Annotated in this window: 25 protein-coding genes and 1 riboswitch; of the genes, 23 read left to right on the top strand and 2 right to left on the bottom strand. The window is 41.1% G+C overall.

The features are described 5' to 3' along the window. Positions 1 to 403 precede the first annotated feature (403 nt). The 10 genes from G585_RS0108155 (at position 404) to G585_RS17595 (ending at position 9659) form a co-directional block, all read left to right on the top strand. The gene (locus G585_RS0108155; protein WP_022774257.1) at positions 404 to 973 is read left to right on the top strand and encodes a hypothetical protein; all 570 of its coding nucleotides are present in this window, start codon (positions 404 to 406) and stop codon (positions 971 to 973) included. Between the two features lie 39 nt (positions 974 to 1012). After that, positions 1013 to 1513, top strand: coding sequence for a hypothetical protein (locus tag G585_RS0108150; protein ID WP_022774256.1), 501 nt, complete (start codon positions 1013 to 1015; stop codon positions 1511 to 1513). A gap of 9 nt (positions 1514 to 1522) precedes the next feature. Beyond that, complete coding sequence (locus G585_RS17600; RefSeq protein WP_022774254.1) at positions 1523 to 1765, top strand: hypothetical protein; 243 nt, start codon at positions 1523 to 1525, stop codon at positions 1763 to 1765. Between the two features lie 142 nt (positions 1766 to 1907). Then, a complete protein-coding gene (locus G585_RS0108135; protein ID WP_022774251.1) occupies positions 1908 to 2387 on the top strand; it encodes a GNAT family N-acetyltransferase in 480 nt (159 codons plus the stop codon). 10 nt (positions 2388 to 2397) lie between these two features. Then, positions 2398 to 2625, top strand: coding sequence for a helix-turn-helix domain-containing protein (locus G585_RS20110; protein WP_022774250.1), 228 nt, complete (start codon positions 2398 to 2400; stop codon positions 2623 to 2625). Between the two features lie 102 nt (positions 2626 to 2727). Continuing rightward, positions 2728 to 3804, top strand: a complete 1077-nt coding sequence (locus G585_RS0108125) for an acyltransferase family protein (protein ID WP_026663863.1) — start codon at positions 2728 to 2730, stop codon at positions 3802 to 3804. Then, on the top strand, positions 3801 to 4235 hold the full coding sequence (locus G585_RS0108120; protein ID WP_022774247.1) for a helix-turn-helix domain-containing protein: 435 nt from the start codon (positions 3801 to 3803) through the stop codon (positions 4233 to 4235). The genes G585_RS0108125 and G585_RS0108120 overlap by 4 nt, the downstream gene beginning before the upstream one ends. A 159-nt stretch (positions 4236 to 4394) precedes the next feature. Further along, positions 4395 to 5306, top strand: coding sequence for a helix-turn-helix transcriptional regulator (locus G585_RS0108115; protein WP_022774246.1), 912 nt, complete (start codon positions 4395 to 4397; stop codon positions 5304 to 5306). A gap of 3 nt (positions 5307 to 5309) precedes the next feature. Beyond that, on the top strand, positions 5310 to 6056 hold the full coding sequence (locus G585_RS0108110; RefSeq protein WP_022774244.1) for an N-acetyltransferase: 747 nt from the start codon (positions 5310 to 5312) through the stop codon (positions 6054 to 6056). Positions 6057 to 6146: 90 nt separating this feature from the next. Continuing rightward, positions 6147 to 9659: an ABC transporter permease gene (locus G585_RS17595; protein WP_081644793.1), complete on the top strand. Its 3513-nt coding sequence runs from the start codon at positions 6147 to 6149 to the stop codon at positions 9657 to 9659. A 10-nt stretch (positions 9660 to 9669) separates the two neighbouring features. Here G585_RS17595 and G585_RS0108100 read toward each other — a convergent pair whose 3' ends face one another. Together G585_RS0108100 and G585_RS0108095 are read right to left on the bottom strand one after the other, a co-directional pair. Further along, entirely contained in the window at positions 9670 to 10362 is a 693-nt protein-coding gene (locus tag G585_RS0108100) for an LrgB family protein (protein WP_022774241.1), read from the bottom strand. Further along, complete coding sequence (locus G585_RS0108095) at positions 10359 to 10721, bottom strand: CidA/LrgA family protein (protein ID WP_022774240.1); 363 nt, start codon at positions 10719 to 10721, stop codon at positions 10359 to 10361. The genes G585_RS0108100 and G585_RS0108095 overlap by 4 nt, the downstream gene beginning before the upstream one ends. A 120-nt stretch (positions 10722 to 10841) precedes the next feature. Next, positions 10842 to 11019, top strand: a riboswitch (cobalamin riboswitch). Between the two features lie 138 nt (positions 11020 to 11157). Between G585_RS0108095 and G585_RS0108090 the strand changes: the two genes are divergently transcribed. The 13 genes from G585_RS0108090 to G585_RS17580 all read left to right on the top strand — a co-directional run bounded on the left by G585_RS0108090 (position 11158) and on the right by G585_RS17580 (position 26427). Next, a complete protein-coding gene (locus G585_RS0108090) occupies positions 11158 to 12783 on the top strand; it encodes a sirohydrochlorin cobaltochelatase (RefSeq protein WP_022774238.1) in 1626 nt (541 codons plus the stop codon). Between the two features lie 24 nt (positions 12784 to 12807). After that, on the top strand, positions 12808 to 14298 hold the full coding sequence (locus G585_RS0108085) for an ABC transporter substrate-binding protein (RefSeq protein ID WP_022774237.1): 1491 nt from the start codon (positions 12808 to 12810) through the stop codon (positions 14296 to 14298). Beyond that, on the top strand, positions 14295 to 15317 hold the full coding sequence (locus G585_RS0108080; RefSeq protein WP_022774235.1) for a FecCD family ABC transporter permease: 1023 nt from the start codon (positions 14295 to 14297) through the stop codon (positions 15315 to 15317). The genes G585_RS0108085 and G585_RS0108080 overlap by 4 nt, the downstream gene beginning before the upstream one ends. Then, positions 15310 to 16104, top strand: a complete 795-nt coding sequence (locus tag G585_RS17590) for an ABC transporter ATP-binding protein (protein ID WP_022774234.1) — start codon at positions 15310 to 15312, stop codon at positions 16102 to 16104. The genes G585_RS0108080 and G585_RS17590 overlap by 8 nt, the downstream gene beginning before the upstream one ends. A gap of 4 nt (positions 16105 to 16108) precedes the next feature. Next, entirely contained in the window at positions 16109 to 17566 is a 1458-nt protein-coding gene (locus G585_RS0108070; protein WP_022774232.1) for a cobyric acid synthase, read from the top strand. A gap of 2 nt (positions 17567 to 17568) precedes the next feature. After that, positions 17569 to 18198 carry a precorrin-8X methylmutase gene (locus G585_RS0108065; protein ID WP_022774231.1) on the top strand — a complete coding sequence of 210 codons (630 nt, stop codon included), beginning with the start codon at positions 17569 to 17571 and terminating at the stop codon, positions 18196 to 18198. Continuing rightward, positions 18195 to 19304: a cobalt-precorrin-5B (C(1))-methyltransferase CbiD gene (cbiD, locus tag G585_RS0108060; RefSeq protein ID WP_022774229.1), complete on the top strand. Its 1110-nt coding sequence runs from the start codon at positions 18195 to 18197 to the stop codon at positions 19302 to 19304. The genes G585_RS0108065 and cbiD overlap by 4 nt, the downstream gene beginning before the upstream one ends. Positions 19305 to 19319: 15 nt before the next feature. After that, complete coding sequence (gene cobM / locus G585_RS0108055; RefSeq protein ID WP_022774228.1) at positions 19320 to 20078, top strand: precorrin-4 C(11)-methyltransferase; 759 nt, start codon at positions 19320 to 19322, stop codon at positions 20076 to 20078. Continuing rightward, positions 20075 to 21124, top strand: a complete 1050-nt coding sequence (locus tag G585_RS17585) for a cobalt-precorrin 5A hydrolase (protein ID WP_022774227.1) — start codon at positions 20075 to 20077, stop codon at positions 21122 to 21124. The genes cobM and G585_RS17585 overlap by 4 nt, the downstream gene beginning before the upstream one ends. Next, on the top strand, positions 21118 to 21858 hold the full coding sequence (cobJ, locus tag G585_RS0108045; protein WP_022774225.1) for a precorrin-3B C(17)-methyltransferase: 741 nt from the start codon (positions 21118 to 21120) through the stop codon (positions 21856 to 21858). The genes G585_RS17585 and cobJ overlap by 7 nt, the downstream gene beginning before the upstream one ends. Beyond that, the gene (cobK, locus tag G585_RS0108040; RefSeq protein WP_026663860.1) at positions 21851 to 23878 is read left to right on the top strand and encodes a precorrin-6A reductase; all 2028 of its coding nucleotides are present in this window, start codon (positions 21851 to 21853) and stop codon (positions 23876 to 23878) included. Before cobJ ends, cobK begins: the two co-directional genes overlap by 8 nt. A 6-nt stretch (positions 23879 to 23884) precedes the next feature. Then, on the top strand, positions 23885 to 25210 hold the full coding sequence (locus G585_RS0108035) for a cobyrinate a,c-diamide synthase (protein ID WP_026663859.1): 1326 nt from the start codon (positions 23885 to 23887) through the stop codon (positions 25208 to 25210). Positions 25211 to 25332: 122 nt separating this feature from the next. Next, positions 25333 to 26427, top strand: coding sequence for an HD domain-containing protein (locus tag G585_RS17580; protein WP_022774224.1), 1095 nt, complete (start codon positions 25333 to 25335; stop codon positions 26425 to 26427). Positions 26428 to 26555 lie beyond the last annotated feature (128 nt).

The following is a 26555-nucleotide window of genomic DNA, read 5'->3' as shown; positions in this document are numbered from 1 at the left end:
GTTTTTTGCATCTGCCATCGGTAGGGATAATCTCTTTTGTTTCAGGGTCAACACGGCCTATCAACTTTCTTTTTGACTTAGAACGCTTGAGCTCCGGATCCCAGAATGATTGATTTTCATAGGCATATGTGATTCCGGATCTTTTGTCGGTCTGATATACAATTCCCATAGTTTGCCTCCTTTATCTTTATGTGTATAGCATAACACATAAAGATATTTATTGCAATAAAAAATGCCAAAAAAGCTAGAATTTTTCTGGCTTCTTGGCATTTTTATATGACCGAAAACTCTTTATGTGAAAGATACCATATCTGGGAAAGTGTGAATAGTAACAAGCAGGTTTTAACTGTCTGGATTATAACCCATATATTTGTAGTAATATGGACTTAAAGGAGGTATGCTAATGAACTCGTATCATCCGCATTATGAAATAGAGATAATTGATGGGACTGACCCAACATCATACTTTACTTTTTGTGTCGCAGATATCCCAAAGAATGAAATAATATATGATAAGGATATTAAAGTAGTCGGAAGGATTATTTCCATAGAAGAGGGTGATGTTGACTGCTTTTTGGCTTACTTTTTGAAAAAATACTATGATCCAACCTTGTTTTACAACAGCCATCAAGATTTGGACGATGATGAAAAAGAGGCATTTTACTGGTGGCTTGTTGAAAATGTTTATACTTATGAGGCTATGTCAGCTATGTGCGATGAAATTATTAAAGTAGCTGATCTCTTGGACCGCGATTTTTTTAATCCAGAGTTGGAGGATGTTAAGAAGGAGTTTTCGATATTTTACATGAGTGATAATGACGATATTGATCATATTAACAGTGATTGCAGCCCAAAAGCTATTCATAGGCATGCATATGTTGTTGTGGATTTCTACAGGAGGTTTGTCAATTATATTAGAAAAATGATGATGGATCATCCGGAATGTAACCTTATAACAATTTCAGGGCCATAAATTGATTAGATTATAGTTCTGGATAGAAAGGAGGCATCTATGCTGAGTAAACCTGATTTTGGATGGAGTAAGTTCGAGATTTGTGATGAAAAAAGTTATAGCTTAAGCTATCTTACTGATGTCGCATGTGATTGGTTGGAGCAAGCAATACACGGGTTACAAACACAGGCTCCTTTTGCTGTTCATGGTTACTGTGAACCGGGCAGAATGGTTTGTTTGGTTAGTTATTACACTTGTTATGTTGTCTTTGAAGCTGATGGCGGATGGGGTGAAAGTAAAGGATATAAAGATTTATATGGCGTTGATCTTCCTATGATTGATTTTTGTAGAGTATTATACAATGACATTAATGAGAATTTGGAAGAGTGGGTTCATTGGGATTTACACGATCTTAGTGATGATGACGATGATGAGGAAGCAGAGGAAACTCGTGCTATGGTAATAGAACGTAGAAAGCTTATATCAGACAAACTTAAGCAATTAAAAACTCTTATACAGGAAAATGAAGTATGGTGGACACCACATCATGGTTTTTTCTGATTATAAACTATGGAGAAGAAATATCTGATAAATGGGAATCATGATAAAAAATATGATCCAGCATTATTTGAAGACATAAAAGATTTTATGACGGTTTCACTTAATGGAAGATATTTCGCACTTATGCATTATCCTATGCTGTCATGGCCCAAGAAAAACAGCGGAAGTATTCAGCTACATGGGCACATACATGCGAGAATGGATTATAACGAGCAGAACAGGAACGAAGACAGTATTAGTCCGTATATGTAGATGCAAACATAGATGATTACGCATGTGGAAAGTTGCGTGCTTTTGGAGCGCGTGAACAACCGAAAAGCGGATTCTTATGTGAAGCTGAATGTGAAGATGGAAGATTATTATAGAATCAAAGATGCAGAAGGCGGTGAAATGAATGGATAAGGAAAGTATTATATACGATACAGCAACAATAAGCGATATTCCGGAACTTGTCAGGCTTAGAATCCTGTATATGATAGATGATTTTGGCTCTTTAACTGATGAAGAAAGAGAAGGCATGGAAAAACAGCTCCCGGGATATTTTGAAAGAGAACTTGGAAAAAAGCTGATCGCGTTTGTCGCAAGAGCAGAGGGCAGGCTTGTTTCTGCAGCATACCTGTTGATTATCGAGAAGCCGGCAAATCCATTTTTTCTAAATGGTTTGGATTCAGAGGTTCTTAGCGTATACACAGAAGAAGAATACCGTGGAAAAGGAATCTGTACGAGCCTTATGAAAAATATGATTGAATATGCCAGAGAACATCAAATATGCCGCATTGATCTAGTAGCAACGGATGAAGGGTATCCTATATATAAAAAATTGGGGTTTGAAGATAAGGCTCAGAAGTATACGGATATGCGATTAAAACTCTAGAACCCACGCAATGCGTGATGATATGGATATAGCCAAATTGATAAAAGACTTGAGAGAAAGCACAGGGATGTCACGTAAAGAGTTTTCAGAACATACAGGCATCCCTGTTCGCACATTGGAGGATTGGGAAGCAGTAAAGAGAACACCACCGGAATACATCCCCAGGCTGTTGGCGTATCAAATAAAATTTGAGGGAATTCTAAGGAAAAATAAACTATGCGCTCGCAACCAAATTTAACAAAAAATAGCAAAATATGTAAGCTTCGCTTGGTAGACAGGCGGAGCTTACTTTTTTATGATTGAGAAAAATGTTAAAATATTTAGCAAAGGTGGTAGAAACATGAGAAAGGTATATTTGGATAATATTCGCTGGATAACAGTAGTGCTGGTTGTCATTTATCATGTAATATACATATTCAACGGTGTAATACAACATGGAATCATCGGTCCCTTCAGTGAGCATCAGCCCCAGGATACGTATCAGTACATTGTATATCCCTGGTTCATGTTACTTCTGTTTGTGGTATCCGGCATGTCAGCCCGCTATGAACTAATTAAACGAACAGAGAAGGAATTCATCAGAGTAAGGACGAGAAAGTATCTTGTGCCATCAACAATCGGCCTTCTGGTTTTCGGCTGGATTCTTGGCTATTACAACATGCTGATGGCTGGTGCATTTAATTCCATGAACAACGTACCGGGGCCAATCCTTTTCCTGATAATGGCAGTCAGCGGATCAGGTCCGCTGTGGTACATTCAGATGCTTTGGCTCTTCAGCCTGATACTGGTACTGATCAGAAGGATTGAAAAAGACAGATTCTATAATATCTGTGGTAAAGTAAATCTTTTGACACTTATACTTCTTGTTATACCTGTATATGGAGCGGCGCAGATACTTAACACACCGATAATTGTGGTATACAGATTCGGTATCTACGGACTGGGCTTTATAATCGGCTACTTTGTATTGTCCCATGACGAAGTGATGGATCGACTTGGTAAAAACTGGCTGTTATTAAGCATCCTTGCCTTCGCATCCTGCATAGCCTTTGTGATTTTATATAAAGGTCAGCCTTATCCGGATCATGTAGTTCTGGACACAATCATGTGCAATGTATACGCATGGTTTGGAACTCTCGGTATACTTGCCTTCATGAAAAAATGGGGAAATTTCACGAATGCTTTCTCAAAGTGGATGTGCCGAAAATCATGGGGCCTCTACGTATTCCATTATCTGATGATAGCGGTCAGCGGATGGTATCTGCATACATTATGTCCGTTCCTTGCCCCTGTCATCGTATACCTGTTGGTTGCAATAGCAGCATTCGCAGGCTCCTACCTTCTGTATGAAATCATGAGCCGCATACCTTTCATAAGGTGGTGTGTTCTGGGAATAAAAAAGGAGAAGAAAGAATGAGTTTTGCAGACAATCTTATGGAATTAAGAAAGCTTAATAACCTGTCACAGGAGGAAATTGCAGAGAAGATAGGCGTATCCAGACAGACACTTTCAAAATATGAGACCGGAGAGTCGCTGCCGGACATAAAGAGATGTAAGATGCTGGCTGACCTCTTTGGTGTATCCATGGACGACCTTATCTCATATGAAAAGAATGATTCGGACAACCTGGGATATGCTATACCGCCGAAAGGAAAACATATCTTTGGAATGGTCAAAGTGGGAGATAAGGGTCAGATTGTCATTCCTGCCAAAGCAAGAAAGATCTTCGATATTAAAACAGGCGACAATCTGATTGTCCTCGGAGATGAATTCCAGGGTATAGCTCTTATTAAGGAGACGGGCCTTCTCGGTCTTATCAACAGTGCGAAAGAAAGTATAACTGACTAAAAGAATGTAGGTGATAGATTCCGAATATAATCATATAATTTTAAGCCTCTATCTTGTAATGAGATAGAGGTTTTTTATATCAAATAAGAAAATGTTATAATAAACATGACATATAGATGACGTGTTTGCAATGATATGATTTTAGTGGAGTGAAAGATAATGAAGATAGACAGGCTGATTGGAATACTTTCTGTATTACTTCAGGAAGAGAAAACTACAGCACCTGAGCTGGCAGAACGCTACGAGGTTTCAAAAAGAACTATCAATAGAGACATCGAGGATCTGTGTAAAGCAGGAATTCCTATACAGACTTCCCAGGGAGTTGGCGGAGGAATCAGCATCATGGATGGCTATCGCATGGACAGGACTATTCTGACATCGAAGGACATGCAGATGATCCTTGCTGGTCTAAGGAGTCTTGATAGTGTCAGCGGCAGCAGATACTATGGTCAGCTCATGGAAAAAATCCAGGCAGGATCTTCAGAGTTTGTCAGCGGCAGGGATTCAATTCTGATCGACCTTTCATCCTGGTACAGGGAATCTCTTGCTCCAAAAATTGAAGTTATACAAAGCGCCATTGAAAGTAGGCACATACTTAAGTTTACCTACTACAGCCAAAAGGGTGAAAGTGTCCGCAAGATAGAGCCTTACTACGTTGTCTTCAAATGGTCCAGCTGGTATGTGTGGGGCTGGTGCTTGAAAAGGAAAGATTTCCGTCTGTTCAAGCTAAATCGTATGGATAAGGTTACGATGACTGACACTGCGTTTAATTGTAGAACTGTCCCGACGCCAGATCTTTCCACGGAAAAGATATTTCCAGGTGGAATAAAGGTGAAAGCTCTTTTTACAAAAGACGTCAAATGGAGGCTGGTGGAAGAGTTCGGCCCAGAGTGCTATACAGAGGCCGAGGGCGGCAGACTATTATTTACCGCTGACTACACTGACATGGATAACCTTGTCACCTGGATACTGACCTTTGGAGATAAGGCTGAGCTCCTTGAACCCAAGGAAGCGAGAGATCGGATCAGGAATACAATTGAGGCTATGAAAAAGAACTATGAGAGGTCGTGAAAGATGGAATATATTAGAATTACCAAGGACAATTTAGAGGAAGAGCACATTTGCTGCGCTATATCCAATAATAAAGACGTTCAGGTTTCATCAAAGAAAGCCTGGCTTGCAGATAGATTCGATGAGGGACTTGTCTTTTTAAAGAGCGCGGAGCGTGGCAAATGCTTTATTGAGTACATTCCTGCTGAGAGTGCATGGGTCCCTATTGAGGCTGATGGTTATATGTACATAGATTGCCTGTGGGTTTCTGGCTCTTTTAAAGGACATGGCTATTCCACAGAGCTTCTGGATGCCTGTATTGCTGACAGTAAGGAAAAGGGTAGGAAAGGTCTTTGCATTCTTTCTTCAGCCAAGAAAAAGCCATTCCTTGCGGATCCTAAGTTCTTGAAATATAAAGGCTTTGAAGTATGCGATGAAGCTGATAATGGTATTCAGCTTTGGTACCTGCAATTTGATAAGAAGGCTGATAAGCCAGATTTCAAGGAATGTGCCAAGCATCCACACATAGATGAAAAAGGCTATGTGCTATACTACACAAATCAGTGTCCATTTAATGCTAAGTATGTTCCAGTCCTGGAAGAAACAGCTAAGAAGAACAACATTCCGTTCAAAGCAATCAAAATCCAAAGTAGAGACGAAGCCCAGAATGCGCCTACTCCAATCACAAACTATGCACTATTCCATGACGGAGAATATATTACCAACGAGCAGATGAACGATAAAAAGTTTCTGAAGCTTGTAAACGGATAAGGCAGTACATCATACAAGGAGCTATTTAGCTTTGCGATGTAAGAACTTCCCGTATGGAATGCATGCACTAAATTATGATAAAATATTTACATGAAGACGTGGCTTATTGATTCTCTGAGGAATATACAAAAACGCTTTGTGTCATGGTTATCAATAGTAACAATAGTCCTGATAGGAACAACACTCATATTGGGACTTTATTTTGCTTCGTCTACAGTCAGGAGAGCTTCTCTTTACTATATTGATGAGCAGAATTTCAGGGACTTTGATATATCAAGCAGTATCGGTATAAAACAGGAAGATGTCGACAAGATAAAATCTCTTCCGGAGGTAAAAGATGCTGAGGGACAGATTACTTTTTACGGGATTGCAAGCTTTTTAGAAAACAATTCATCAGTTACTATCGTTTCAATCACTAAAAATGTCAGTGTACCTACAGTTACAATCGGGGCTCTTCCAACAGCCCCAAATGAATGTGCCATTTCTTACAGCGCAAGCCAAAAGATCGGAGCCGGTATAGGCGATGAGATTGCGCTGGAGGTTTCTTCGGCGCGTTTTTCAGATGTTCTCCCCAATAAGACCTATAAAATAACGGGCATTGCATCCCACCCTGATTACATGGTAAATACGTCCACAGATTATGTCGTGCTGCCTACGGATTCTTTTGATGTAGCCGATCTGTCTTTTGATTACTCAAATATCCTGGTAGATGCCGATGTATCTGCAAGTTCCTTCGATCGCGCATATCAGTACCAGATACAGGAAATAAAGGCGGTCTTGGAAAAAGAATCTGTGTCAATAGCTGACAAGCGAGCAACGTCCATTTTGTCAGATCTGGAACAGGAGTATGATAGCGCGGAGTTAAAGATAAATGATGAGCTTGCAAAGGGAAAAGCCGAAATCGATAAGAACAGAAAGACATATGAGGATGCTATAGCAAAGGCTCTTGAAGCATTGCAGTTGGGAGAAAAAGAGTTTGAAGAAAAAAAGGCCATTGCAGAAAAAGAGCTTTCGGAAGCAGCTAGAAAGATAAGGGAAGGTGAAGAAGAATATAACACCCAGATAGCTGATGGACAGGCGCAACTTGAGCAGGGTGAAAAAGATTTGGAAAAAGAGCTTAACGATACCAAATATAAGCTCTTTTATGGAATGCTCGAGCTTGATAAGGCTGAGCGTTTTCTTAAAGAGAAAGAGGAAGAATACAGTAAAGGTCTTGAAAAGCTCCAGGAAGCGCAGGAAGAGCTTAATGTAGGCCGCGGAAAATATAACGAAGCAGCTGAAAAAGTGAATTCCATGCTCTCATCTGATGTTATAGACGTCATGAATATCGTTTTAGAAGAGTTTAGCCCTGATTCCGATGGTACGATAGCGACCCTGGAAGAAGCTTCCGCCTGCGGTGATCCCTGTGAAAAATGTAAGCTTGCCATTAAAGCTTATGATGAAGCTCCAAACGATGATATAAAGACAGTGCTCTTTTTAGTTTCTGATAACAGAGCCTATATGGAAGAATTTATAAGTGGCAAAGAGCAGCTTGATGAAGGCGAGCGGCAGTTTAATGATGGAAAAGCCAAACTGGAGGAAGCTCGCCAGGAGCTGGATGTTGGGTGGTATTCACTTCAAAAGGGCCAGGAAGAGCTTGCTCAGGCTGAAGCAGAATTTGCCAAAAGAGAGCCAGAGGCAAGGCAAAAGCTTGAAGATGCCAAGGCTGAGTTTGAGCAAAAAAAAGCTGAAGGAGCAAAACAACTGGAAGACGCCAAAAAGGCTCTTTCCCAAAAAAGCGTAGAAGTTAAGGAAGCCCTGAAAACTGCAGAAGAAGAGCTTTCAAAAGGAAAAGCTGAATATGATGTTCAGATAGCTGATGGAGAAAAAGCTCTTAAAGAGGCAGATGAACAGTATGCAGAAGCTAAGAAAGAAGCAGACGACAAACTTTCAGAGGTGCGTGACCAGATCGAAGCATTTAAACAAAATCCATGTATATATATGGTCAGAACCAGGGATGTTAATTTTCCGTACGTTCAGACGAACTCATTCATAAAGGCTATTAGTGGGTTCTTTGGGGTTTTCACGCCTTTATATTCCGCGATAGTAGCTATAGTGTGTTTCTTCACAATGACAATCATCATTGAAGAACAGACCAGTCAGATAGGTACCTGTAAAGCCTTCGGAATGTATGAACATGAAATCACGCGCAAGTACATAGTATTCGGCACTACAGGTGCTCTGCTGGGTGCTGTACTTGGTGTGCTTGGCGCGTTCGCTATAGAAAAACTGCTCATAGACACTATGCGTTCCACTCTTGCCTTTTCTTTGGAGGGCATCCCTCATGATATACCGATGATAATACTTCTTCCTGCGCTTGAGGTTTTGATAACTGTCTTTGCAGTTCTTTGGTCCTGCCGCAAGTATGTAAAATGCTCAGCAGTGGGACTGATAAATGGAAATGAACCCGCCAAAAAGCATAGAAGTAAGGCTATCGCCTCACCTATTAAGGGCGTTTATTTTAAACTGATATTAAGTAACCTGATGACAGACGTAGGCCGTGAGACAGTTTCCATAGCCGTTATCATTATGTGTGTTTTTCTTGTGGGATTTGGAATTGATATCAAGATGGCTTATGAAGGTGCCTTATCAAGACAGATGACTAGCATCTGGCAGTATGATCTGGCTCTGACAGAATCCGGTATCATAACAGATGAAGAAAGGAAAGCCATAAAAGAAGCCCTGTCCGGGTACGATACTATCTATCTTCCCGTTACTGCCAGCGTGATAGGAACAGGTGATTCACAGATAATCACCACTATCATCTGCGTAAATGACAAAGAAAACTTTAGCAGATTTTATTCGGTTATAGATGAACATGGAACAGAGATCCAGGTTCCTGACGAGGGCGTTTTAGCCACAAAAGAAATGAGTGATAAAAACCACATTTCTAAGGGAGCTACAATAAATCTCGTAGGCGGAGATCTGCGTGTTTCATCTGTCGATGTAATGGATAATTTCATGCTCTATGCAGGAAAAACTTTGATAATGACAAGTGAGTTTTATGAGGAAAAGCTGGGTATTGCTCCGACATCGAACACCTATTACATCAAGGCCCCAAAAGAAAGTATAGAAGATATCAGATATAAATTAGAGCAGCTTCCCGGAGTTTCATCTGTTTCACCGGTTAGTGATCTAAGAGAGAGTAATATGGCTGTAGTAACTGTTTATAATGCAGTAGTAGCTATTGTAATTATCTTTTCAATTCTTCTCTCATTTATGATTCTCTTAAATCTGAGCAATATACTGGTTGCTCATAGAATGAGAGAACTTCTTACCATGCGTGTTAATGGCTTTTCAAACATGCAGGTTATCGGCTACCTTGTAAGGGAAGTCTTACTTACAACTACGCTTGCCATGCTGATAGCGCTTGCACTTGGAGTCCCACTTACAGGTAAGATCATTCAGAGCCTTGAAACTGATGCCTTCATGTTCGTAAGGGAGCCTTTTGCTATGGCCTGGACTGCGTCAGTTCTCATAAATACTCTTTTCTCAGTAGTGATCAATTTCCTGGCCTTTAGCAAGGTTAACAAGGTTCCACTTACAGATATAGCAAAATACTAAGCTGCCCAGATCAGATAAGTCCTGCGAAGACTGATGCAAATATGACAGTTAGGATGCCGGCTACAGCGATTGAAAGTGAACTCATAGCGCCTTCTATCTCGCCGATTTCCATAGCCTTGGCAGTTCCTATTGCGTGAGCTGCAGTGCCAAGGGCAAGGCCTTTGGATATAGGCTCATGTATTCTGAAAAGCTTAAAAATGATTTCAGCAAAGATATTTCCTAAAACTCCGGTGATGACAATAACTGCAACTGTGATAGTTACATATCCTCCAAGTTCCTGTGAAACGCCCATTCCGATGGCTGTTGTGATTGACTTTGGAAGGAGGGTTACATAGCTTTCATGAGAAAGTCCCATGAGCTTTGCAAGTACGAATACTGTCACAAGGCTTGTTATAACCCCTGAAAAAATACCGATAACAACGGCTTTGGCATTGCTTTTAAGAAGCTCCCATTCTTCATATAAAGGAATGGCAAGACACACGGTAGCAGGTGTCAAAAGCCAGCTGAGATATTTGGCTCCTTCGTTGTAGGTGTTGTAATCGATTCCGCATCCAAGCAAAAACAGCATTGTCACTATCATTGAAATAAGAAGCGGATTAAAAAGTCCAAGGCCTGTTTTCTTTTTAAGGAAATTTCCAAGACCGTAAGAAATGAGGCTTATTGTTACGCCTGCATAGGCGCTGCTTTGCATAAATTCATTCATAATGTTTTCTCCTTCTTATCCTTTCTGATGATAAACTGTGATACCAATCCGGTAGCAGCCATTACTGTAAATATTGTGATCACTGTAATAACCGATACGGGGATAAGAACAGGCTGCAAAACATTCCATGATGACATAAGGCCCACGCCTGCCGGTATAAATAAAACAGGCATGATCTCGATGAGAAATTTACCTGCGTCCTTTACCTGATCGAGTTTGAGGATTCCTGTGAGGAGAAAGACAAACATAAGGACCATTCCATAGATGCTGGCTGGTATTGGTAGTGGGAGAAGAGTTTTTAATATCTCACCCAAAAGAGAAATCGCCAGAATAATAAGAAACTGTTTTAAATACTTCATTAATTTTTCCTCGATATTACAAAAAAAGTACCTTCCTATTATACATAATGATCTTAAAGAAGCAAGAGGCGGAATTGACAGTATTTTCCATTTATGTTAGTTTGTCATAGAAAATAATAATAGATTTCATAGAGCTTAGGTGTCCATCATTGCGGATGGGTGAAAAGGGAATCCGGTGAGAATCCGGAGCGAAGCCGTCACTGTGTTAGGGAGTCTGTGCTTGTTATCACTGAGAAATTGGGAAGATAGTACAGATGTTGATCGAAGTCAGGAGACCTGCCTAAGTTTTGCAATTTTGATTTGCGGACTTCGAATCAGATTCATGTGAAATATCTTTTGATATATTTATCTGAATTTGAAGACCACTATGCATGTGGTCTTTTTCTTTTATTGCGTCAAAGTTGCAGAATGAAATCCCTGTAGAAGGAGAGGAAAAATGAAAAAGAATCTAGTTACTTCACTTGTTCTGACCACTTTGACAGCACTTGCAGTTTGTGGATGCGGAAACAGTCAGACAGGTACGTCCGAGAGCGCTGTGACAGAAACATCAGCCGCAGCAGAAACTGTAGCAAGCATAGAAACAGATGCTTCACAGGAAATATCTGATCAGGAAGCTGCTGATAATGTAGCTGCCTTAATTGATGCTATCTATGTTCAGACAAGAACAGATGAGACAGACGCTCAGTGCGCTGCAGCCAAAGAGGCATGGGATGCACTTACAGATGCGCAAAAAGAATTGGTGGAAGGCGAATTTGCTGATCCTGATTATTTTGGAAGAGATACAGGCGATGCTTCTTTGGATGATCCGCTTAACCAGGACGAGATAGGTGAAAATGAAATTCTTGTTGTCAGCTTTGGTACGTCTTTTAATGACAGCCGAGTTAAGGATATAGGCGGAATTGAAAAGGCAATTGCTGCAGCAAATCCTGATTATTCAGTAAGAAGGGCATTTACAGCTCAGATCATTATCAACCACATCCAGGCAAGAGATGGTGAGGCTATTGATAACATGGATCAGGCCCTTGAAAGAGCAGTTGCAAATGGCGTAAAAAATCTTGTGATCCAGCCTACACATCTTATGCATGGTGCAGAGTATGATGAGCTTGTAGATGCAGTTAATAAATACGCTGATTCTTTTGAAACAGTTAAGATTTCGGAACCACTTCTTGGAGAAGTTGGCGCTGATGCAACAATCATAAACGAAGACAAGCAGACTGTAGCAAAAGAGATAACAAATGCTGCGCTTGCTGAAGCTGGTTTTGATAGCCTTGAAAAAGCTGCAGATGAGCAGACTGCTTTCGTATTCATGGGACATGGCACAAGCCACGCTGCAAAGATCACATATTCTCAGATGCAGACTCAGATGAATGAACTTGGTTACAAGAATGTCTTCATTGGAACTGTAGAGGGTGAGCCTGAGGAGACAGCTTGTGAAAATGTGATTGCTGCAGTTCAGGAAGCAGGCTACACAAAGGTTATCTTAAGACCACTGATGGTTGTTGCAGGTGACCACGCTAACAACGATATGGCAGGTGATGAAGAAGATTCGTGGAAGTCAATGTTTGAGGCAGCAGGCCTTTCAGTTGACTGCCAGATCGCAGGTCTTGGCCGAATTGAGAATGTTGAGGCCCTTTATGTTCAGCACACAGCTGATGCCATAAAAAAAAACAGTGATTCAGTAAAAACAGATGCATCAGGCATCGCACTTGAAAAGGGTACTTACGAAGTTTCTTTTAACACAGATTCAGGTATGTTTCGTGTGAATGAAGCAAACAACGGAAAAGGTACATTGACAGTTAATGAAGATGGAACAGCTTTCGTATCAATTGCCCTTGTTTCAAAAAAAATCGTTAATCTCTATGTAGGAACTGCAGCTGATGCTGAAAAGAATGAGGCTGACTGGTTACAGCCTTATGACGTCGAGGTTACATACAGCGATGGAAGCAAAGAGACCGTAAATGGTTTTGATGTTCCTGTAGAGAAGCTTTCAGAGGAATTTGACCTTGCTATTTTAGGTGAAAAAGGCAAATGGTACGACCATAAAGTTTCAGTAACACAGTAATTTTTTTATCCGGAGGCATGTATTTTGAAAAAGACATTTGCGTTGATCATAGCTCTTTTGCTCATAATTACGGGCTGTGGCCAGAATACAGAAAACAAAATACTTGCCGACGGAGTATATGTTTGCGAAGTTTCTTTAGAGGGAGGAAGCGGCAAAGCAACAGTTGAATCTCCGGCTGAGGTAGTAGTGAAGGATGGAAATATCACAGCATGTATCGTATGGTCCAGCAGCCATTACGATTACATGGTGGTTGATGGTAAGAAGTACCTAAATGAAGCCTTGGCCGGAGAAAATTCAAAGTTTACAATACCTATTCCTGGATTTGATCAGGAATTTACGGTGATTGCGGATACGACAGCCATGAGTACACCTCATGAGATAGAGTATAAGCTTACCGTTCATGGGATAGGAGAAAAAGACATCTCTTCAGAGGGAGAGAGCACTGAATCTGTAATAAACGCAGGACACGCGTCGACGGATGAACTTACTCTTATAGGCAGCCTTGAACTTGAGTATGCAAAAGAGTTCAGTGTCGACTTTTACGAGGATAATGATAAAAACAGATACAATTATATAACTATTGGAAGTGGAGATTTAGAGCAGAGTTTTTTGCAGAGCTGCTCAGATGCGGCTTCGCAATATGAAACAATCAAGACTGATAAAACTTACCTGGTATCCACATCTGTAATGGATCTTATAGCTTCAATAGGAGCTCTTGACAGTATCAGACTGTCAGGCACCAAAAAAGAAGACTGGTCAGTAGAAGAGGCGAAAAAAGCTATGGAGAACGGCGACCTTCTCTATGCGGGAAAGTATTCGGCTCCTGATTATGAGCTTCTTTTATCGGAAGGGTGCAATTTTGCAATAGAAAATACCATGATCTATCACAATCCGGAGGTCTATGAGAAACTTAAAAGCCTTGGGATAACAGTTATGATAGAGCGCTCAAGCTACGAGAGCAATCCTCTTGGAAGACTGGAGTGGGTAAAACTCTACGGAGTAATTTATAACAAACTTGATGAAGCAACAGCTCTTTTTAAAGAGCAGGAAAGAAGAGTAAACGCAATCAAAGCAAAAGAAAAAACAGGGAAAACTGTAGCAGTTTTTTCTATTAATTCAAACGGAACAGTGACAGTCAGACGAAATGGGGATTATATAAGCTCCATGATAGATCTGGCGGGAGGCACTTATGTTCCAAAAGATTTAACTGACGAAGAAGATAGTAATCTTTCCACTATGAATATTACAGTGGAGGATTTTTATGCAGGAGCAAAAGATGCAGACCTGCTTATATACAACGGCACCATCGAGGGGAATATAGACAGGAAAAAAGAGCTGACGGATAAGATGCCACTTCTTGGTGAATTTAATGCTTTTAAAAGCGGCATGATATATTGCCTTCCGGAGAGCTTTTTTCAGCAGAGCACAAGCGTTGCAGATTTTATAGAGGACGTTAATAATATACTTGAAGGCGATACAGAAAAACTTAACTATTTGTACAGGTTAGAGGAATGATTTTGCAGAAAAAAACCGCTGAGCAGATCCTTATTATTTTCATATTGGTAGTTCTACTTGTGATCCTTGGGTGTATTTCTGTGCTGACAGGAAGTGCAGATATAGGCATCAAGGAGCTTTATGCTCTTTTTAATGGATCAGTAGATGATCTTGCCAGAAATATTTTATTGACCATCCGACTCCCAAGGATCCTTGCGGCAGTTATTATGGGCGGAGCTTTGGCTGTTTCAGGCTTCTTATTACAGGTATTTTTTGGAAATCCCATTGCAGGGCCTTATGTGCTTGGTGTGTCTTCATCAGCCAAGCTCTTTGTCGCACTTGTAATGGTCTTTTTATTAAAAAACGGGCGGGTATTTTCATCCTTTGGAATGATAGCTGCAGCATTTTTGGGGTCGCTTCTTTCAATGGGGGTTGTTCTGATCCTTGCCGGTAAAGTCCGCAGCATGTCTCTTTTAGTAGTATGCGGCGTTATGATCGGATATATATGCTCTGCAATAACTGATTTTGTTGTGTGTTTTGCAGAGGATTCCAATATAGTTAATCTCCACAACTGGTCTCTTGGAAGCTTTTCGGGAACTACTATGGAGTATGTGCAGATATCTTTTGGTATTGTGTTTGCGTGTCTTTTTTTATCATTCATGCTCTCAAAGCCTATTGGTGCATATCAGCTTGGTGAGGCATATGCAAGGAACATGGGAGTCAATATAAAGGCATTACGAGTGATCCTTATTCTTGCATCCAGCCTTTTGTCGGCGACAGTAACAGCCTTTGCCGGTCCTATATCTTTTGTTGGAATAGCAGTTCCACATATCATGAGAGGACTTTTTAAGACAGCAAAGCCACTTATCATGATACCTGCGTGTTTCCTTGGAGGAGCAATCATTACACTTATCTGCGATGATATAGCAAGGACAGCCTTTGCGCCTACAGAACTTAGTATCAGTTCTGTGACAGCTGTAGGACTTGCACCTGTTGTCATCCTGCTGCTTTTAAGGCGAGGAGAGAGACGAAGTGAATAAAGTATTAAGAACTTACAAACTGGATGTTGGCTATCAAAAAGAAGTAGTGACAGATATCACAATGGAAGTTATGCCGGGGGAGATCATCGCTCTCATAGGCCCTAACGGGGCAGGCAAGTCTACGATCCTCAATACCATCACAAGGCAGCTTGAGAAACTATCTGGAAATATTTATATAAAAGAAAAAGAGGATAAACTTGTAAATGGCGAAGAACTTTCAACTGTGATGTCTATGGTCACAACAAAGAGGATCACGCCGGAGCTTATGTCTGCAAGAGAAGTGGTGGCAACGGGAAGATACCCATACACAGGAAGGCTTGGCATACTTTCCCAAAAAGACTGGGAAAAAGTTGATGAGGCAATTGAGCTGGTCGATGCAAAAGAAGTTGCAGAGAATGACTTTAGTAAACTTAGCGACGGGCAGCGCCAGAGGATCATGCTTGCCAGGGCAATCTGTCAGGAGCCGGAGATAATGATCCTTGATGAGCCCACGTCTTTTCTTGATATTCAGTTTAAGGTGGATATCCTGTCAATAATAAAGAGGATGGCCAAAAGAGAAAACATAGCGGTTGTACTCTCTATCCATGATCTTGAATTTGTTGAGTCCCTTGCTGATAAAGTGATCGCAATAAATGATGGAAGAGTTGTCGCTGTTGGAAGACCAAAAGAAATAATAACCGGTGAGATTATAGAAGATATATATCATATGCAAAAGGGCTGTGGAAAGACGTTGATCGACGGGCTAAGAGGCTATTCGGATGCTCTTTATAAGCTTATAAACAGGTAAAATTATGAAAACAAAGGTAATTATGATTCAGGGGACTATGTCCAATGTGGGAAAGAGCCTTTTAGCGGGCGGTCTTTGCCGAGTCTTTAAACAGGACGGATACAGGGTTATGCCCTTTAAATCCCAAAATATGGCACTCAACTCTTTTGTCACGGAGGATGGATTAGAGCTGGGAAGAGCCCAGGCGATGCAGGCGGAATGCGCAGGAGTTAAGCCTTCTGTGTACATGAATCCTGTTTTGTTAAAGCCAACAAATGACATAGGCTCACAGGTTATAGTAAATGGCGAAGTTATCGGGAATATGCCTGCCAGAGAGTATTTTAAATATAAAAAGAAGTTGATTCCTGATATACTTGCAGCCTATCACGAGCTTGAAAAGCAGGCAGACATTATTGTGGTTGAGGGCGCAGGAAGTCCTGCGGAGATCAATCTGAAGGCAGATGATATAGTCAACATGGGACTTGCAAAGCTGATTGACGCGCCAGTCCTTCTTGTGGGAGACATCGACAGAGGCGGCGTATTTGCACAGCTCCTTGGCACCTTGGAACTCCTTGAAAAAGACGAGAGAGAAAGAGTAAAGGGCTTGATCATCAACAAGTTCAGAGGAGATAAGAGCCTTCTTGATTCCGGAATAGAGATGATTGAAGAGATGGGACATGTGCCTGTTGTAGGAACAGTGCCATATACAAGGCTTCTTATAGACGATGAGGACAGCCTTAGCGATAGGCTTACGGATCACAGGCAGGAGACTGGCCCTTCAATAGAGGTTGCAGTAGTAAGGCTTCCGAGGATATCCAATTTTACTGATGTTGCTCCATTTGAAAGCATAGATGGGGTAAACGTAAGATTTATAACAAATCCCAGAGATATAGAGAGCGCGGACCTTATCATCATCCCCGGCAGTAAGAATACTATAGGGGACCTTAGGTGGATGCGTGAGTCCGGAATGGAGGCTTCCATAAAAAGAAAATCTGCATCCTGCCCGGTTATCGGTATATGCGGGGGCTTTCAGATGCTTGGAGAAATAATAAGCGACCCTGACAAAGTTGAAGAGGGCGGAAGTATTAAGGGACTTGGCCTTTTGCCTGTAAACACAGTACTTAGAAAGCAAAAAAGAAGAACTCAGTGTAAGGGTACTTTTGACCGGATGGATTGCTTTTTTGATGTGCTCTCAGGAGCAAAATATACCGGCTATGAAATACATATGGGTGAGACCAGAGGCAGAAATGGAGAAGCTCTTTTGTCATGCCAGCAGGAGAATGTTTTTGGTACCTATGTCCACGGAGTCTTCGATGAAGGTGACATAGCCCTTGACCTGGTAAAAAAGATAGCAGATAAAAAGGGCATAAAGCTTGGAGAGGCAGTAAATTACAAGGCCTTTAAGGAAAACGAGTACGACAGGCTTGCAAAGGTCGTCAGAGACAATCTGGACATGGATTATATATACAGCATTTTGGGGTGAATATGGAAAATATCGAATTTGTACTTCCTTCTGAAATAGAAAAAAGAAGCTTTGAGATAATAACAAAAGAGCTTGAGGCCCTGGGCAAAATCATCCCTGATGAAGAGGCGCCTGTCACAAAAAGAGTTATACATACCAGCGCGGATTTTGAATATGCGGATACTCTTACCTACTCAGAAAACGCCATAAAGATTGCCAGAGACATGATAAAAAACGGCGCACATATCGTCACTGATACCAATATGGCCATGGCTGGCATCAACAAAAATAGACTTTCCATTTACGGCGGAGAAGTCCACTGTTTCATGGCTGATGAAAGTGTTGCTAAGGAGGCGAAAGAGCGCGGAGTCACAAGGGCAACTGTAAGTATGGAAAGGGCAGCAGAGCTTAATGTCCCCATAATATTTGCCGTAGGAAATGCCCCGACAGCCCTTATTTCCTTATATGAAATGATGGAAAAAGGTATCTACAGACCTGAATTTGTCATTGGTGTGCCTGTGGGATTTGTAAATGTGGTAGCGGCAAAGGAGCTCTTTTTACATTCAGATGTTCCATACATAATAAACCGCGGAAGAAAAGGCGGCAGTAATATAGCTGCTGCCATTGTAAATGCATTGGTATATGGCCTATGAGAAAAGGATTTACAACAGGGAGCTGTGCTGCGGCTGCATCAAAGGCAGCAGCGTATATGCTGCTTTCGGGAAAAGAAAAAGGCACGATTGAGATAGAGACCCCGGCAGGAGTTATGTTTGAGGCTCAGATCGTTGATATACAAAAGGGAAAGTCTTTTGTCACCTGCGCTGTTATCAAGGATGGGGGTGATGATCCGGATGTTACAACAGGAAGTCACATTGTTTCAAAAGTAAGTATCATAGAGGATTCTTTTGAAAAAGATATGCATTCCTCCTTGAAAGTAATAATTGACGGTGGAATTGGAGTTGGAAGAGTTACAAAACCGGGGCTTGACCAGGAGGTTGGGAATGCTGCGATAAATCATGTTCCCAGGGAGATGATCCAAAAAGAAGTTACAGAAGTGTGCAGCTTTTTTGACTTTAATGGTGTTTTGAAAGTTGAGATATCAGTTCCTGAGGGAGAAGAGCTTGCAAAAAGGACTTTTAATCCAAGACTTGGAATTGAGGGCGGAATCTCAATACTTGGGACTACAGGCATTGTTGAGCCCATGAGTACTAAAGCTATCCTTGATACCATAAGGGTAGAGCTTAATCAGAAAAAAGCTCTTGGGCAGAAGGTTGCCATAGTATCTCCCGGCAATTTTGGTCAGCAGTTTATGAAGGATAACTTTGGATATGACCTTGATAAAAGCGTGAAGTGCTCAAATTTTATCGGCGAAACTATAGATATGGTATGCGAGATGGGATTTGAGAAAATGGTTCTTACAGGCCACATCGGAAAGCTCATCAAAGTTGCGGGCGGTATCATGAATACTCATTCCCATGAGGCTGACTGCAGAATGGAGATACTTGCCTGTTGCGGGATTCTGGCTAATGGTGATTCTGCACTTGCAAGAAAGATACTTGGGTGCACAAACACTGAGGAAGCACTTCGCCTTGTGGAAGAGGCTGGGATACTTAAGGAGACCATGGACATTGTACTTGAGAAAGTGCTGTTTTACTTAAACTTCAGGGCTCAGGGAAAAATTCAGATTGAGTGTGTGATCTACTCAGGGGACTATGGGATACTTGCAAAGTCATCAGGTGCAAAAGATTTACTGATGTAAAAGAAAGAGGAAAAAATGGTTCATTTTGTTGGTGCAGGGTGCGGTGCTGCTGACCTTATAACGGTAAGGGGCATGAAGCTCTTACAAAAAGCAGATGTAATAATCTATGCAGGATCTTTGGTTAATCCACAGCTTTTAGAATATGCAAAAGAGACCTGTGAAGTATATAACAGCGCCATTTTGACCCTGGATGAAGTTATGGAGATAATGGTCCTTTCAGAAAGAAATGGAAAGGAAGTGGTCAGGCTTCACACAGGGGAGCCTAGTATATATGGGGCCGTTATGGAACAGATGCAGCTTCTTGATAAAGAAAATATAAGCTATGACAGCTGCCCGGGAGTCAGCGCCTGCTTTGGGGCTGCGGCTTCGCTTAATCTTGAATACACACTTCCTGATGTGAGTCAGACCCTTATAATCACCAGAATGGAGGGAAGAACCCCAGTACCTGTAAATGAATCAATAGAGAGTCTGGCAGCTCATAAGGCCTCAATGGCAATATATTTAAGTGCGGGAATGCTTGATGAATTATCAAAAAGGCTGATAAACGGCGGGTATAGCGCCGATACTCCGGCTGCGATTGTGTATAAGGCAAGCTGGCCTGATGAAAAGAGAATTCTCTGCACTGTGGGAAGCCTTTATGAGAGCGGGCAAAAAGAAGGTATTAAGAATCTGGCAGTTGTTCTTGTTGGAGGAGTGATAGCGAAATCCGGATACTCATTGTCAAAACTCTATTCACCAGATTTTGAAACAGGTTTTAGAGGAATAAAAAAATGAACCAGATCAAAGTGGTACAGGCCTCCTATGTTACAGATAAAGGAAGGCAGTTGGCAGAAAAGCTTTTTTCCGAAAACAGCGATATTCTTGCTGAGATAAAAAGTGAGGATGAGAAGCTCTCTGACTTTTTTAAAAGATGCTTTGAAGAACATCAACCTATAGTATTTATCGGAGCTGTGGGAATTGCTGTACGGCTTATGGCCCCATTTATTCAGGATAAATTAAAAGACATTCCGGTAGTTGTAATAGACGAGCTGGGACACTTTGTTGTTCCGATTTTGTCCGGGCATTACGGAGGTGGCAATGACCTGGCAGCTCTTTTGACCAAAAGAATAGGTGCTACAGCAGTTATCACAACTGCAACGGATATTAACAGCGCCTTTGCCATAGATGTTTTTGCCAGGAAAAACGGTCTTGTTATCTCTGAAAAGGAAAAGATCAAAAAGATATCTTCCAAGGTTTTAAGGGGCGAAAAGGTTAGGTTTATCTGTGACCTTAAGGAAAAAGAGTTTGTGGGAGAAGCGCCAGTAGAGCTGTCAGAGATCAATAGGAATGTACAAAATGATGGCACTGGGACTCTATGCATTCCTGATTTTTATATAGGTGATAAGAAAGAAAAAAAGCTCTTTGATGATGCGCTTTTTCTTTATCCAAAGCGCATGGTCTTAGGCATGGGGTGCAAGAAGGGTAAGAGCTTTGAAGAGCTGAAAACCTTTGTGCTTGAGCAGTATGACGAAGAAGAGCTATCCAAAAACCTCTATGCCATCTGTTCAATAGATGTGAAAAGTAGCGAGATTGGCCTACTTAAGCTGTGTCAGTATTTTGGAGTTAAGCTCCTCACATTTTCTTCTGAAGAACTTGAAAAGGCCGAAGGGGATTTTGAGGAATCTGATTTTGTAAAGAGCAAAGTCGGCGTGGGAAATGTATGTGAAAGGGCAGCAGTTTTGGGGGCAGGCCAAGGGGCTATGCTAGTAAAAACTAAGACTTCCAGAGATGGAATGACCCTTGCGGAAGCAAAGAGAAGGATGATCACAATAACATGGTAGGAAAGATATTTATAGTTGGAATGGGTCCCGGAGATAAGAGCATGATGACCGGGCAGGCAATTGAAGCTATGGAAAGCAGCGATATCATTGCAGGCTATACAGTCTATGTGGATCTTGTTAAGGATCTTTTTCCGGGGAAAGAATTTTTTACAACCCCTATGAAACAGGAAATTGAAAGGTGCAGGAAAAGCTTTGAATTTGCCAGGGAAGGGAAAAATGTAGCGCTTATCTGCAGCGGCGATGCGGGAGTTTATGGTATGGCATCACCTGTGTATGAACTTTGGGAAGAGTATCCTAAGGTAGAGGTTTGTGTGATACCGGGCGTTACTGCAGCAATTTCCGGGGCAGCAGTCCTGGGAGCACCCATAAATCATGACTTTTGCGTGATATCTTTAAGCGACTTATTAACTCCGTGGGAGCAGATAGAAAAGAGGCTGAAAGCAGCAATAGATGGGGATTTTTCGATAGTTATCTACAATCCTTCCAGCAAAAAACGAGCAGACTATCTGAAAAAAGCCTGTGACATCATGCTTTCAAGCGGTGCAGACGAAAAAAGAGCCTGCGGTTACGTGGAGAATATAGGCCGGGAAGGCACAAGGGCCCATGTGTGCACTTTATCAGACCTTAAAAACGAGAGTGTAAATATGTTCACCACAGTATTTATCGGTAATTCAAGATCTAAACTTATTGGTGACAAATTGGTGACTCCAAGAGGATACAGGATAAATGAATAAGATAATCATTTTTGGCGGTACAACTGAAGGAAAAGAACTGGCAATAGATCTTGCAAAGGCTCAAATACCAAGTATTTATCTTGTTGCAACGGATTACGGGAAAATGGTGATAGATGATGATCCTTTTATTGACGTGCGCATCGGAAGGCTTGACAGTGGTCAGATGAAAGAGCTTTTTGAAAAAGAAAAGCCTCTGGCGATAGTTGATGCAACTCATCCATATGCAGAGCTTGTGAAAAAAGAAATCGATGATGCAAGAAAGGATCTTTCGAATATTCGTTTTTTTAGAGTACACAGAAGCAATGAGAAAATCGATGCCTCTGACGCAAGGTTCTTTGAAAGTGCCAGGGACTGCGCCAAGGCACTTCTTGAAACGAAGGGTACAGTTTTTTTGACAACAGGCTCCAAGGATATCCCTGAGTTTTGCCGCGAAAAGAGCTTATTAGAGCGCCTTGTGGTAAGAGTCATCCCAAATAGTGAGAGCCTTAAGATCTGTTACGACAATGGACTTTTGGGAAAGCAGATAATAGCGATGCAGGGACCTTTTTCCTACGACATGAATCTTTCCTTTTTTAAAAACTATGATGCAAAGGTTGTGGTTTTAAAAGAAAGCGGAAAGGCTGGTGGAGAGCTTGAAAGGATACAGGCCGCCAGGGATGCGGAAGCTCAGATCTTTATAATAAAGCGTCCGGTCGAAAATACCGGTGAAGACTATGAAAGAGTCAGAGATGAGATAATCCGTCTGTTTGGCCAAAACACAGGTAAAGAGCAGGCAAAGAGCATGCAAGTTACCTTGGCGGGTTTTGGAATGGGGAAAGAAACCCTTACTTTGGAAGTACAAAGGGCCATAAATGAAGCAGATTACATTTTTGGTGCTGGGAGAATGCTAGAGGGCATAGCTTCTGAATGCCGGAAGTATTCATATTATCTTGCATCTGACATAATACCTGCCCTTGAAAAGATAAAAGAAAAAAATGAAAAAGTAACTATTAAAGTGGTAGTTCTTTTCTCAGGGGATACTGGATTTTACAGCGGCGCCGGAAAGCTCCTTGCAGCACTTAAAAATGAAGGCTACAGCCCAAAAGTTTTGCCCGGCATATCATCAGTAAGTGCCATGTGCGCAAGAATAGGCGAGAGCTGGCAGGATAAAGCTATTATCAGTACTCACGGAGTAGATGAGAAAAAATGGACCGGAGAGCTAATAGCATCTGTAACAGGAAATGCCGGAACCATAGCCATTACTTCCGGTGTAAAAGACATAAACAGAATTGGAAAACTTCTGGAAAAACTGGAGAATGACAAAAAAGGTAAGTTCACAGTATATGCCGGCTGTAACCTTTACAGTGAAGAAAAGATATGTGTACTTGACCCTGCAGGATGCGTGGAGCTTAATGAAGAAGGTCTTTACACCCTCATGATCAAAAATGAGCAGAAAGCAGAAAAAGAGCTTCTTCCGGGACTTAAGGATGAAGAATTTATCAGGGACAAAGTACCAATGACAAAAGAGGAAATAAGGACTTTGTCTGTTTGTAAGCTAAAGCCATGTGATGGAGATGTCATATATGATATCGGAGGAGGAACAGGCTCTGTTTCAGTGGAATGTGCAAGATTATCTCCTAAAATAAAGGTTTACTCAGTTGAGAAAAAGAAAGAGGCATGCGACCTTATTAGGAAAAATGCTGACAAATTCATGCTTTCAAATATCGAAGTAGTGGAAGGCATAGCGCCAGGGACTCTTGATGCGCTGCCTGCTCCTGACAAGGTTTTTATTGGCGGCAGCAGTGGGAATCTAAAGAGTATATTTGAAAGATTGAGAAGCTTTGAAAAGAAGATAAGAGTCGTTGCAAATGCAGTTACGATCGAGACTATGGCTGCATTAAATGAACTTATCAAAGATTATGAGATCAAAGATGCAGATATAGCACTTGTCCAGGTAAGTAAAGCAAAAAGCCTTGGACAGTACTCCCTTATGGAAGCAGAAAACCCTGTATATATCGTCTCTTTTACAATCGGACATTGAGGAAAAATGAATTATCCAAGAATACTTATAGCAGCTCCAAAAAGCGGAAGCGGGAAAACCACTGTAACCCTTGGGATACTTGCTGCTTTGAAAAAACAAAATATCGATGTGTGCAGCTTTAAATGCGGCCCGGATTATATTGACCCCATGTTTCACCGAGATGTGATAGGTATTCCATCAGGGAATCTGGACACTTTTTTTACAGGAGAGGCCCTTACAAGAAAGCTCTTTGCAGATGAGTATGCAGGGGATATTGCTGTAATAGAAGGTGTAATGGGGCTTTACGATGGCATAGGCGGAGTAGAAGAGCAGGGCTCATCATATGATCTGGCAAGAGTCTTAAAAGCCCCGATTGTGATGGTAGTTGATGGGAGAGGCGCCGGAAGATCTCTTATTGCGCAGATACGAGGCTTTCTTGACTATGACAGTGAAAAACTAATAAAAGGCGTGATCCTAAATAAGACATCAAAGAGCTTTGCGACTGTACTTATGCCCATTATAGAAAAAGAGCTGGGAATAAGGTGTTATGGGTATGTTGAAAATAAAAAGGATATTGAGCTTTCAAGCAGGCACCTGGGGCTTATTTTGCCAAAAGAAATAGATGACCTTAAAGAAAAACTTGATATGACAGCTGGGATAATTGAAGAAGGCGTAGATATCAAGGGGCTTTTAGAGCTTTCTAAAAAGGCAGAAGCTATCTCTTTTACCAAAAGTAAGGATGAGCCCAAGTCGCTAAGAACTAGGATAGCAGTGGCATATGATGAGGCTTTTTGCTTTTACTACAGAGAAAACCTTGAACTCTTAAAAAAACTTGGGGCAGATATTATTTTCTTTTCTCCAATAAGAGATAAGGCACTTCCTGAAAAAATAGATGGTCTCATTCTTGGTGGGGGCTATCCTGAGAATTTCCTTAAAGAGCTGTCTGATAACAAAGATATGCTACAGGATATAAAGGAAAAGCTAAGCAAGGGGCTTACTGTTTTGGCGGAGTGTGGAGGATTCATGTATCTGACCAAAAAGATTACGGATCCTGATGGGAATTCTTATGAAATGGTTGGCTTTATCGATGCTGATACAAGTTGGACGGGTAAACTTGTGCGCTTTGGTTATGTTGAGTTAAGTGACGATGAGTTTCAAATAAAAGGACACGAGTTTCATTATTATGACACTGATAATAACGGAGAGGCTTTTGTGGCAAAAAAGCCAAGCGGGAATCGTAAGTACATGTGCATCCATCATATAAATGGCTCATATATAGGCTTTCCACACCTGTATTATCCTTCATGCCCTGATTTTGCTGAAAAATTTTTAGATGAGGCAGCAAAGCACTGAAAAAATTCGTTTTTTTTTCACATTTTTTTATAGATATTTTCACAGGTGATTTGTTATATTTAAATCTAACTTTTAGGCAGATTTTTAACTAGTTAAAAAAAGGGTTTTGTTAAAGGAAAGACATGTTTTCGAAAGACACGCAGATATTACTTTGTATATCTTCTAATGTATCTGAACAAGAGAATATCCGTAATCTGATAAATGGGGACAGAAATTGTGTCTTTGTTAAATCTGAGAGAGAGGCACTCTCGCTCCTTAAGTCCAGGCTTCGTCCATCACTTATCCTATTGGATCTTGATTACCCGGGGAATGATTATTTTACACTGTTTTCAAGGCTTAAGTCTGATCCGGTATTAGAGAATACACCGGTGATCATTCTTATTCCTGAAGATTCAGGCAAGGAAGCTTTTTTCCTTACCATAGGTGCGGCTGATGTTATCAGAAAGCCTTTGGCGCAGGAAGTTCTTAACAGACGAATAGATAATGTTATAAACAGTCAGTATGTAAATGATTATCTTATCACCAAGATGTATTCATATAGAGATTCTCTTGCTGAGGAGCATAAAAAGCTGGTTATTTACACTAAGCAGATCATCAAATCTCTTTCTTCTGCAATTGATGCCAAGGATACATATACTAATGGCCATTCAGTGCGAGTTGCCGAGTACGCCTGCGAGATTGCTGAGGCAATGGGCTACGATGACAAAATGCTTGAGATCATCTATCAGGCAGGACTTTTACATGATATAGGAAAAATCGGAGTATCTGACACAGTTCTTCGTAAACCGGGAGAACTCAATGAAAAAGAGATGGCTGCCATCAGACAGCATCCTATAATTGGCCACGAGATACTCTCATCTATTACAGAGATACCTCTTATTTCTTACGGCGCCAGATGGCATCATGAGAGATATGACGGAAAGGGCTATCCGGATGGATTAAAGGGCGATGAGATACCGCTCATTCCTCGTATAATCTGTGTGGCTGACGCCTATGACGCCATGACATCAAACAGGTCATATAGAAGGCAGCTATCGCCACTTGAAGCACGAGAAGAGATTCTTAGAAACTGTGGAACACAGTTTGATCCGGAGATAGGTAAGATAGCAGCTTCTATAATTGAGAAAAATCTTTCAGGTGAAATAAGCTTTAAAAATAGAGAAACTACATTTACATCAATTTTCTCACCAAGCAATAATAAAGCGCTTTATGCATAATGAAGTGGATTTTATTGTCATTTTTGATTTTCAATGACAATAAAATCCACTTTTTTTGGCTAAAGTCATCTGCTAAAATCAACTTTATGAAAGCACGAAAAGACTTATACGCAAAAAAAATAAGAAGA

Source organism: Butyrivibrio sp. AE2015 (genome assembly GCF_000420825.1).
Lineage (GTDB): Bacteria > Bacillota > Clostridia > Lachnospirales > Lachnospiraceae > Butyrivibrio.
This window is presented reverse-complemented; position numbering and strand designations above follow the sequence as displayed.

Bases quoted from the DNA above. Each gene is read 5' to 3' on its own strand.
- G585_RS0108110 (WP_022774244.1), top strand. From the start codon at position 5,310: ATGGAATATATTAGAATTACCAAGGACAATTTAGAGGAAGAGCACATT.
- G585_RS0108125 (WP_026663863.1), top strand. From the start codon at position 2,728: ATGAGAAAGGTATATTTGGATAATATTCGCTGGATAACAGTAGTGCTG.
- G585_RS0108070 (WP_022774232.1), top strand. From the start codon at position 16,109: ATGAAAACAAAGGTAATTATGATTCAGGGGACTATGTCCAATGTGGGA.
- cobJ (WP_022774225.1), top strand. From the start codon at position 21,118: ATGGTAGGAAAGATATTTATAGTTGGAATGGGTCCCGGAGATAAGAGC.
- G585_RS17580 (WP_022774224.1), top strand. From the start codon at position 25,333: ATGTTTTCGAAAGACACGCAGATATTACTTTGTATATCTTCTAATGTA.
- G585_RS0108115 (WP_022774246.1), top strand. From the start codon at position 4,395: ATGAAGATAGACAGGCTGATTGGAATACTTTCTGTATTACTTCAGGAA.
- G585_RS0108090 (WP_022774238.1), top strand. From the start codon at position 11,158: ATGAAAAAGAATCTAGTTACTTCACTTGTTCTGACCACTTTGACAGCA.
- G585_RS0108120 (WP_022774247.1), top strand. From the start codon at position 3,801: ATGAGTTTTGCAGACAATCTTATGGAATTAAGAAAGCTTAATAACCTG.
- G585_RS0108080 (WP_022774235.1), top strand. From the start codon at position 14,295: ATGATTTTGCAGAAAAAAACCGCTGAGCAGATCCTTATTATTTTCATA.
- G585_RS0108035 (WP_026663859.1), top strand. From the start codon at position 23,885: ATGAATTATCCAAGAATACTTATAGCAGCTCCAAAAAGCGGAAGCGGG.
- G585_RS0108100 (WP_022774241.1), bottom strand. From the start codon at position 10,362: ATGAATGAATTTATGCAAAGCAGCGCCTATGCAGGCGTAACAATAAGC.
- cobM (WP_022774228.1), top strand. From the start codon at position 19,320: ATGGTTCATTTTGTTGGTGCAGGGTGCGGTGCTGCTGACCTTATAACG.
- G585_RS17595 (WP_081644793.1), top strand. From the start codon at position 6,147: ATGAAGACGTGGCTTATTGATTCTCTGAGGAATATACAAAAACGCTTT.
- G585_RS0108095 (WP_022774240.1), bottom strand. From the start codon at position 10,721: ATGAAGTATTTAAAACAGTTTCTTATTATTCTGGCGATTTCTCTTTTG.
- G585_RS20110 (WP_022774250.1), top strand. From the start codon at position 2,398: ATGCGTGATGATATGGATATAGCCAAATTGATAAAAGACTTGAGAGAA.
- G585_RS0108135 (WP_022774251.1), top strand. From the start codon at position 1,908: ATGGATAAGGAAAGTATTATATACGATACAGCAACAATAAGCGATATT.
- G585_RS17585 (WP_022774227.1), top strand. From the start codon at position 20,075: ATGAACCAGATCAAAGTGGTACAGGCCTCCTATGTTACAGATAAAGGA.
- G585_RS0108065 (WP_022774231.1), top strand. From the start codon at position 17,569: ATGGAAAATATCGAATTTGTACTTCCTTCTGAAATAGAAAAAAGAAGC.
- G585_RS0108155 (WP_022774257.1), top strand. From the start codon at position 404: ATGAACTCGTATCATCCGCATTATGAAATAGAGATAATTGATGGGACT.
- cbiD (WP_022774229.1), top strand. From the start codon at position 18,195: ATGAGAAAAGGATTTACAACAGGGAGCTGTGCTGCGGCTGCATCAAAG.
- cobK (WP_026663860.1), top strand. From the start codon at position 21,851: ATGAATAAGATAATCATTTTTGGCGGTACAACTGAAGGAAAAGAACTG.
- G585_RS17600 (WP_022774254.1), top strand. From the start codon at position 1,523: ATGGAGAAGAAATATCTGATAAATGGGAATCATGATAAAAAATATGAT.
- G585_RS0108150 (WP_022774256.1), top strand. From the start codon at position 1,013: ATGCTGAGTAAACCTGATTTTGGATGGAGTAAGTTCGAGATTTGTGAT.